The following is a 7,622-nucleotide window of genomic DNA, read 5'->3' on the forward strand; positions in this document are numbered from 1 at the left end:
GATCATGAAGTTATTGCCTCCCGCATCGGCGTGTCGGGGCAATAACTTCATGATCAACGGGGGGGGGCGGGGGTGGGGTGGGGGTGTGGGGTGTGGGGTTACCAGCTTGTGGGGAGGGGCATTCCTTCGGTGAAGCCGGCGGCGCTCTGCACGCCGACGATCGCTCGTTCGTGGAACTGCGTCAGGTCCCGCGCTCCGGCGTAGGTGAAGGCGCTGCGTACCCCGGCGATGATCTCGTCGATCAGATCCTCGACGCCGGGCCGGGTCGGGTCCAGATACATCCGCGCCGAGGAGATGCCCTCCTCGAACACCGCCTTGCGGGCCCGGTCGTACGGGCTGTCGTCGGCGGTACGGGCGCTTACCGCCCGCGCCGAGGCCATCCCGAAGCTCTCCTTGTACCGTCGACCGTCCGGCTCGGTGTAGAGGTCGCCGGGGGACTCGTAGGTGCCGGCGAACCAGGAGCCGATCATCACGTTCGACGCGCCGGCGGCGAGCGCGAGCGCCACGTCACGAGGGTGTCGCACCCCGCCGTCGGCCCAGACGTGCCGGCCCAGCTGACGCGCGGCCGTCGAGCAGTCCAGCACGGCGGAGAACTGCGGCCGGCCCACGCCGGTCATCATCCGGGTGGTGCACATCGCGCCCGGCCCGACACCCACCTTGATGATGTCCGCGCCGGCCTCGACCAGGTCGCGTACCCCCTCGGCGGTGACCACGTTGCCGGCCGCCACCGGAACGCCCGGGTCCAGCTTGCGCACCGCCCGCAACGCCGAGATCATCCGCTCCTGGTGGCCGTGCGCGGTGTCCACGACCAGCGTGTCCACACCTGCCTCCAGCAGCGCGGCGGCCTTGCCGGTCACGTCACCGTTGATCCCGACCGCCGCGGCGATACGCAGTCGCCCCCGGTCGTCCACCGCCGGTGTGTAGAGGGTGGCCCGCAGCGCGCCCTGCCGGGTCAGCACGCCGACCAGCCGACCGTCGGCGTCCACCACCGGGGCGAGCCGGCGCCGGCCGGCGGAGAGCAGATCGAAGCCGGTACGCGGGTCCGCGTCCGCCGGGACGGTGTGCAGCTCGGTGGACATCACGTGCCGCAGCTGGGCGAACCGGTCCACGCCCGTGGTGTCCGCCTCGGTGACCACGCCCATCGGCCGACCGGCCTCGTCGACCACGATCACCGCGCCGTGCGACCGCTTCGGCAGGAGGTGGATGGCGTCCCCGACGGTCTCGGTGGGGCCCAGGGTGATGGGTGTGTCGTAGACCAGGTGCCGCTGCTTGACCCAGGCGACGACGTTCGCGACGACCTCGATCGGGATGTCCTGCGGGATCACGGCGATCGCGCCCCGCCGGGCCACCGTCTCGGCCATCCGTCGCCCGGCGACCGCCGTCATGTTCGACACCACCAGCGGGATGGTGGTGCCGGTGCCGTCACCGGTGGACAGGTCGACGTCCAGCCGGGAGCCGAGGTCGGAGCGGGCCGGCGCCATGAAGACGTCGGTATAGGTCAGGTCGTGCGCGGGAACCGCGCCGTGAAGGAAGCGCACCCGAACATCATTCCTGCTCGCGCCCACTCCCGCCGCCGCTGGTGGCCCAAACCACCCCCACCGCCCGGTCCTGTGCGGCGGGTCACCAGCCGACGGTGTCGGCCGTCGCGCGCGCCGGCGCCGCCGTGGGCTGCGGTCCGTCGGGTACGCCGGCGCCGCCGTGGGCTGCGGTCCGTCGCGTACGCCGGCACCGCCGTGGGCCCGGTCCGTCGTGGGCCCGGTCCGTCGTGGGCCCGGTCCGTCGTGGGCCCGGTCCGTCGTGGGCCCGGTCCGTCGTGGGCCCGGTCCGTCGTGGGCCGGTCCGTCGCGAAGCGGGCGGTCCCGGCGGATCGGGTCAGTCGCGGGTGGCTGCCTCGTAGGCCGAGCGAAGCTCGTCGACCGCTCGTCGGGCGTGCGGGTCGGGCCGGGGGACGCCGAGGTGCACCTCGCGCAGGTCGTCCATGAAGCGGGTGAGCAGTTCCGGGCCGCCGTCGCGGAGCAGTTCGGCGCGCACCCGCAGGCGACGGTCGCCACCGCGATGGGCCAGCCCCCACGAGCCGAGCGCTGCCATGATCGGCACTGTCTGAATGCCCGCCTCGGTGAGTGAGTAGGCGGCCCGCTGCCCCCGTCGGGCGTCCTCACGGGTGAGCAGGCCCGCGGCGGTGAGGCGCCGCAGGCGGCTGCTGAGAATGTTCGGCGCGATGCCCTCCTCACTGCCGGCGAGCAGCTCGCGGAAGTGCCGCCGATTGCCGAACATGATGTCCCGAAGAACGAGCATCACCCACGGATCGCCCAGGACCTCGACCGCCTGATTGATCGGGCAACCCGAGCGTGGCGCCGAATCCATCAAGCCCTCCTCGCAAGTGATTGCATCTTGCTATCACCTCATCCTAGGGTAGGTCGAAGCAGTTGCATATCGCTATCACTGAGGGAGGGTCCATGTCGGGGCGATTCGTGTACTGGATGAACGTGTCCGCCGATCTGTTGATCGAGCGTGCTCATGGCGAGCAGGGCGGCGGCACCTGGATGCGCATCGGGGAGTCACTGCACCACGAGTTCAACGCGCGGGCGCGGGCGCTGTCGCTCATGGTCCAGGGGCGCACGATCTACGAGACGATGGAGGGATTCTGGCCGGCAGCGCGCGACGACGACTCGTCGCCCGGCTACCTGCGCGAGTACGGCGAGATCTGGACCTCGAAGCCCAAGGTGCTGGTCTCCCGCACGCGTACCAGCGCCGAGCACAACACCGAGATCATCGGCGGCGACGATGCCGTCGGCGAGCTCGCGGAGCTACGGCGGCGCACCGACGGTGACATCGGCGTCGGTGGCGCCACACTGGCTACGGCGCTGCTCCGGGCAGGGCTGCTCGACGAGCTGCTGCTCTTCACGCACCCCGTCATCCTCGGTACCGGCCGCCCACTGTTCGACAGCCACGACGAGCCGCTGGAGCTGGACCTGCTGGAGCAGGCGCGCTTCGACGAGGGCGTCACTCTCCATCGATACGCCGTCCGGAACGTGCGCACGCCGCTGCCGCAGACCGCGTAACCGACTCCGCGCCGAGCCAGCCCCGCGGCTGCCTCGCCAGCAACAGGGGTCTCGCGCTCGCCCCTCAGGCGATGGTGCAGATGGCGGCGCCGGCGGTGATCACGGCACCGACCTCGGCGGTGAGCCCGCTGACCGTACCCGCCTTGTGGGCGTGCAACGGCTGCTCCATCTTCATCGCCTCGAGCACCACCACCAGGTCGCCTTCGGCCACCGTGTCGCCCTCGGCGACCGCGATCTTGACGATGGTGCCCTGCATGGGAGAGGTGAGCGCGTCGCCACCGACCGGGGCGCCCGCCTTGGCCCCGCCTCCGCGCCGGGTCGGCTTACGGGAGGCGGGTGCCGCGGTGGTCGTACTCCCGCCGAAGCCGGCGGGGAGGCTGACCTCGAGGCGCTTGCCGCCGACCTCGACCACGACGGTGTCGCGTTCGGCCGGCGCCTCGGCGGCGCCGGCGGCGGCGGTGAACGGCGGCACGGTGTTGTGGAACTCGGTCTCGATCCACCGGGTGTGCACGGTGAACGGTTCGGCGGTGAACGCCTCGTCCCGCACGACCAGGCGGTGGAACGGCAGCGCGGTGGCCATCCCGTCGAGGACCATCTCGTCCAGCGCGCGGCGGGCGCGTTCCAACGCTTCGGTCCGCGTCTCACCGACGATGATGACCTTGGCGAGCAGCGAGTCGAAGTTGCCGCCGATCACGTCGCCGGCTGAGATGCCGGTGTCCACCCGGACGCCCGGGCCGCTGGGCAGGCGCAGCGTGGTGACGGTGCCCGGCGCGGGCAGGAAGTTGCGGCCCGGGTCCTCGCCGTTGATCCGGAACTCGATGGCGTGCCCGCGCGGCGTCGGGTCCTCGGTGATCCGCAGCTTCTCGCCGTCGGCGATCCGGAACTGCTCCCGGACCAGGTCGATGCCGGCGGTCTCCTCGGTGACCGGGTGCTCGACCTGAAGTCGGGTGTTGACCTCCAGGAAGGAGATCGTGCCGTCCTTGCCGACCAGGTACTCCACCGTGCCGGCGCCGTGGTAGCCGGCCTCCCGGCAGATCGCCTTGGCGCTGTCGTGGATCTGGGCACGCTGGGCGTCGGTGAGGAACGGCGCGGGGGCCTCCTCCACGAGCTTCTGGTGCCGCCGCTGCAACGAGCAGTCCCGGGTGCCCACCACGATCACGTTGCCGTGCTGGTCGGCGAGGACCTGCGCCTCGACGTGCCGGGGCTGGTCCAGGTAGCGCTCGACGAAGCACTCGCCCCGGCCGAACGCCGCGACCGCCTCGCGGGTGGCCGACTCGAAGAGCTGGGGGATCTCCTCCATGGTCCGGGCGACCTTGAGGCCGCGCCCACCACCGCCGAACGCGGCCTTGATGGCGACCGGCAGCCCGTGGTCGACGGCGAACGCCATCACCTCGTCCGGGCTGCCCACCGGGTCCGGGGTGCCGGGGACCAGCGGAGCGCCGGCGCGCTGGGCGATGTGCCGGGCGGTCACCTTGTCGCCAAGGTCGCGAATCGCCTGCGGGGTGGGGCCGATCCAGGTCAACCCCGCGTCGATGACCGCCTGGGCGAAGTCGGCGTTCTCACTGAGGAAGCCGTAACCCGGGTGTACGGCGTCGGCGCCGGCCCGGGCGGCGACGTCGAGCAGCTTGTCGATGCGCAGGTACGTGTCGGTCGCGCTGTCCCCGCCGAGCGCGTACGCCTCGTCCGCGAGCGTGGCGTGCAGGGCGTCCCGGTCGGAGTCCGCGTACACGGCGACGCTGCCGAGGCCGGCGTCGCGGCAGGCGCGGATGACCCGGACGGCGATCTCGCCGCGGTTGGCGATGAGTACCTTGCGCACCTCGTGGCTCCTCCCGGGAAGTTACTGACCGGGAGTGTATCGGCCACCCGTGATGGCCCTAACGATCGCTCAGTGTGGGATGCGGCACTGACCTTAGTCAAACTTGGCTATTACGCTTGTGTGGTGTCTGCGACTCGGATGATGATTCTCGGCCTGGTGCGGTGGATGCAGCCCGTGCACGGCTACGACGTGCGCCGCGAGCTGCTGAGCTGGAGCGCCGACAAGTGGGCGAACGTGCAGCCCGGCTCGATCTACCACGCGCTGCGCAAGCTCACCGAGGAAGGGCTGCTCCGTGCCGTCGCCACCGAGCAGGTCGGCGCCCGTCCGGCCCGGACCACCTATGAGGTGACCCCCAAGGGCGAGGACGAGTTCGAGACGCTGCTGCGCAACTTCTGGTGGAACCTCAGCGAGCCGTCCGACCCCTTCGCGGTGGCCTTCTCCTTCCTGCCCGCCATGCCGCGCGCCGAGGCCGCCGCGGCCCTGCGCAACCGGGCCAATCTGCTGCGCGCCGGTGTCGAGTCGATGCGTGCCTCCCTGGAGTCGGACTGGGTGCGAAACCGCAAGCCGGTGCACGTGGGGTGGATGTTCGAGCTGTGGGCGGTGCGGGCGGAGGCGGAGATGGGGTGGTGCGACCGGATCGCGGAGCGGATCGACTCCGGAGTGTCGTACCTGCCTGCTGAGCTGGAGAACGTCGAGGGCTGGTCGGGGTGGAAAGAGCGCCAGGAGTCGAGGCCGTCGACCGAGGCGGAATAATCAACGTTGACTAAAAGAGTTATATCGCGTTAGCCTGCTGGCGGCACAGCGGGGGAGTGCGCCGTCCGGCGTCGTCCCACTCGACGGCCGGCACGGCCGGCCCGACCGACCAGGAGCAGAAATGATCGAGACCAGGGGGCTGCGGAAGTCGTTCCGCTCCCGCGCGGGTCGAGAGACGAAGACGGTGGACGCCGTGCGGGGCGTCAACCTCCAGGTCGCCGAGGGCGAGATCTTCGGCTTCCTCGGCCCCAACGGCGCCGGCAAGACCACCACGCTGCGGATGCTCGCCACGCTGATCGAGCCCGACGGCGGCGAGGCCACCATCGCCGGGGCCGACCTGCGCAAGGATCCGGCCGAGGTCCGCCGCCGGATCGGGTACGTCCCGCAGGGCGGCAGCACGTGGGACGAGTCCACCGCCCGTGAGGAACTGGTCCTGCACGCCCGGATGTACGGCATCGGCAAGGCCGACGCGCAGCAGCGCGCCGCCCGCGCGCTGGACGCCTTCCAGCTCACCGAGTACGCCGACCGCAAGTGCAAGACCTACTCCGGCGGCCAGCGCCGGCGGGTCGAGATCGCGCTCGGCATCATCCACGAGCCGAAGATCGTCTTCCTGGACGAGCCGACCACCGGCCTCGACCCGCAGAGCCGCGCCCACATGTGGGACGAGATCCGGCGACTGCGCAGCGACGGAATGACGGTCTTCATCACCACGCACTACCTGGACGAGGCCGACGCGCTCTGCGACCGCATCGCGATCATGGACAACGGCGAAGTCGTCGCCGAGGGCACCCCGGCCGAACTCAAGCGGGAGATCTCCGGCGACGTCGTGCTCGTCGGTCTCGACCTGGCCGCCACCCCGCAGGCCGCCCAGGCGCTCGACGGCGAGCCGTACGTCAACAAGCTGGAGACCGCCGACGAGGGCGGCCTGCGGCTCTACGTCGACGAGGGCGCCACCGCCATTCCCCAGGTGCTGCGCCGACTCGACCACGCCGGGCTGGAACTGCGCTCGATCGAGCTGCACCGGCCCAGCCTGGACGACGTCTTCCTGACCAAGACCGGCCGCTCGCTGCGCGAGTCCTGACCACCGGAGAGACGACCCATGAAATTCGCCCGCGACACGTGGCTGATCTTCCAACGGCAGATCCAGCTCCTGCTGCGCAACCCGGTCTGGGTCTTCGTCGGCGTGTTCCAGCCGGTGATGTACCTGCTGCTCTTCGCCCCGCTGCTCAAGCCGGCCCTGAACGCGCCCACCCAGGCCGCCGCCTACAAGATCTTCGTGCCGGGTCTGCTGGTGCTGCTGGCCATCTTCGGCGGCCTGTTCCAGGGCTTCGGCCTGATCGCCGAGCTGCGCGCCGGCGTCATCGAACGGTCCCGGGTCACCCCGATCAGCCGGCTCGCCCTGCTGCTCGGCCGCTCGCTGCGCGACGTGGTCTCGCTCATCGTGCAGGCGGTCATCATCACCCTGCTGGCGCTCCTGTTCGACCTGCGGGTGTTCATCGGTGACCTGCTGCTGGCGTACCTCATGCTCGCCCTCATCGCACTCATGACCTCGGCCGTCTCGTACGGCGTCGCACTCAAGGTCAAGAGCGAGGACGCGCTGGCCCCACTGATGAACACCGTGGCGCAGCCGGTGCTGCTGCTCTCCGGCATCCTGCTGCCGCTGACCTTCGCACCGGGCTGGTTGCAGGGCATCGCCGACTGGAACCCGTTCTCCTGGGCGGTCGACGGCACCCGCGCGCTGTTCGCCGGCGACCTGGCCAGCGACAAGGTCTGGCAGGGCCTCACCATCACGGCGGTCCTCGCCGCGCTGGGGGTCTTCTGGGCCGCCCGCCAGTTCGCCCGCAGCGTCCGCTGACGCTGGCTTCGGGGTGCCCCCACCGGAGGGGGGCCCCCCAAATAGTGGGGTTGGTGGTTCGGGGTAGGTGGGCTGGCGGCGGTTTGTCGGCGGTGAACGGTGGGGTCAATAAGGGGGGGTTGCCGAGAGCGGTGGT

The 7,622-nt window shown here is 70.9% G+C and carries 7 protein-coding genes; 4 read left to right on the forward strand and 3 right to left on the reverse strand.

The window, feature by feature from the left end; translation table 11 throughout:
- Positions 1-98: 98 nt before the first annotated feature.
- Together AB0J68_RS22460 and AB0J68_RS22465 are read right to left on the reverse strand one after the other, a co-directional pair.
- Positions 99-1,538 (reverse strand): GuaB1 family IMP dehydrogenase-related protein, encoded by a 1,440-nt coding sequence (locus tag AB0J68_RS22460; protein ID WP_354854018.1) that lies wholly within the window; start codon positions 1,536-1,538, stop codon positions 99-101.
- Positions 1,539-1,872: 334 nt separating this feature from the next.
- The gene (locus AB0J68_RS22465) at positions 1,873-2,364 is read right to left on the reverse strand and encodes a helix-turn-helix domain-containing protein (RefSeq protein WP_354854020.1); all 492 of its coding nucleotides are present in this window, start codon (positions 2,362-2,364) and stop codon (positions 1,873-1,875) included.
- A gap of 92 nt (positions 2,365-2,456) precedes the next feature.
- On the opposite strand from AB0J68_RS22465, the gene AB0J68_RS22470 reads away from it, so the two are divergent.
- Positions 2,457-3,062 (forward strand): dihydrofolate reductase family protein, encoded by a 606-nt coding sequence (locus AB0J68_RS22470; protein WP_354854023.1) that lies wholly within the window; start codon positions 2,457-2,459, stop codon positions 3,060-3,062.
- Positions 3,063-3,126: 64 nt separating this feature from the next.
- On the opposite strand, the gene AB0J68_RS22475 is transcribed toward AB0J68_RS22470, so the two are convergent.
- Positions 3,127-4,878, reverse strand: a complete 1,752-nt coding sequence (locus tag AB0J68_RS22475; protein WP_363940381.1) for a biotin carboxylase N-terminal domain-containing protein — start codon at positions 4,876-4,878, stop codon at positions 3,127-3,129.
- A 138-nt stretch (positions 4,879-5,016) separates the two neighbouring features.
- Between AB0J68_RS22475 and AB0J68_RS22480 the strand changes: the two genes are divergently transcribed.
- The 3 genes from AB0J68_RS22480 (at position 5,017) to AB0J68_RS22490 (ending at position 7,486) form a co-directional block, all read left to right on the forward strand.
- On the forward strand, positions 5,017-5,631 hold the full coding sequence (locus tag AB0J68_RS22480) for a PadR family transcriptional regulator (protein WP_355133656.1): 615 nt from the start codon (positions 5,017-5,019) through the stop codon (positions 5,629-5,631).
- A gap of 121 nt (positions 5,632-5,752) precedes the next feature.
- Complete coding sequence (locus tag AB0J68_RS22485) at positions 5,753-6,712, forward strand: ATP-binding cassette domain-containing protein (RefSeq protein WP_355062909.1); 960 nt, start codon at positions 5,753-5,755, stop codon at positions 6,710-6,712.
- 18 nt (positions 6,713-6,730) lie between these two features.
- Positions 6,731-7,486, forward strand: coding sequence for an ABC transporter permease (locus tag AB0J68_RS22490; RefSeq protein WP_354854032.1), 756 nt, complete (start codon positions 6,731-6,733; stop codon positions 7,484-7,486).
- Positions 7,487-7,622 lie beyond the last annotated feature (136 nt).

Origin of the sequence: Micromonospora sp. NPDC049580 (assembly GCF_040675595.1) — a bacterium.
Taxonomy (GTDB): Bacteria; Actinomycetota; Actinomycetes; order Mycobacteriales; family Micromonosporaceae; genus Micromonospora.

Coding starts and splice junctions, on each gene's coding strand:
- AB0J68_RS22465 (WP_354854020.1), bottom strand. CDS start 2,364: ATGGATTCGGCGCCACGCTCGGGTTGCCCGATCAATCAGGCGGTCGAG.
- AB0J68_RS22470 (WP_354854023.1), top strand. CDS start 2,457: ATGTCGGGGCGATTCGTGTACTGGATGAACGTGTCCGCCGATCTGTTG.
- AB0J68_RS22480 (WP_355133656.1), top strand. CDS start 5,017: ATGATGATTCTCGGCCTGGTGCGGTGGATGCAGCCCGTGCACGGCTAC.
- AB0J68_RS22485 (WP_355062909.1), top strand. CDS start 5,753: ATGATCGAGACCAGGGGGCTGCGGAAGTCGTTCCGCTCCCGCGCGGGT.
- AB0J68_RS22490 (WP_354854032.1), top strand. CDS start 6,731: ATGAAATTCGCCCGCGACACGTGGCTGATCTTCCAACGGCAGATCCAG.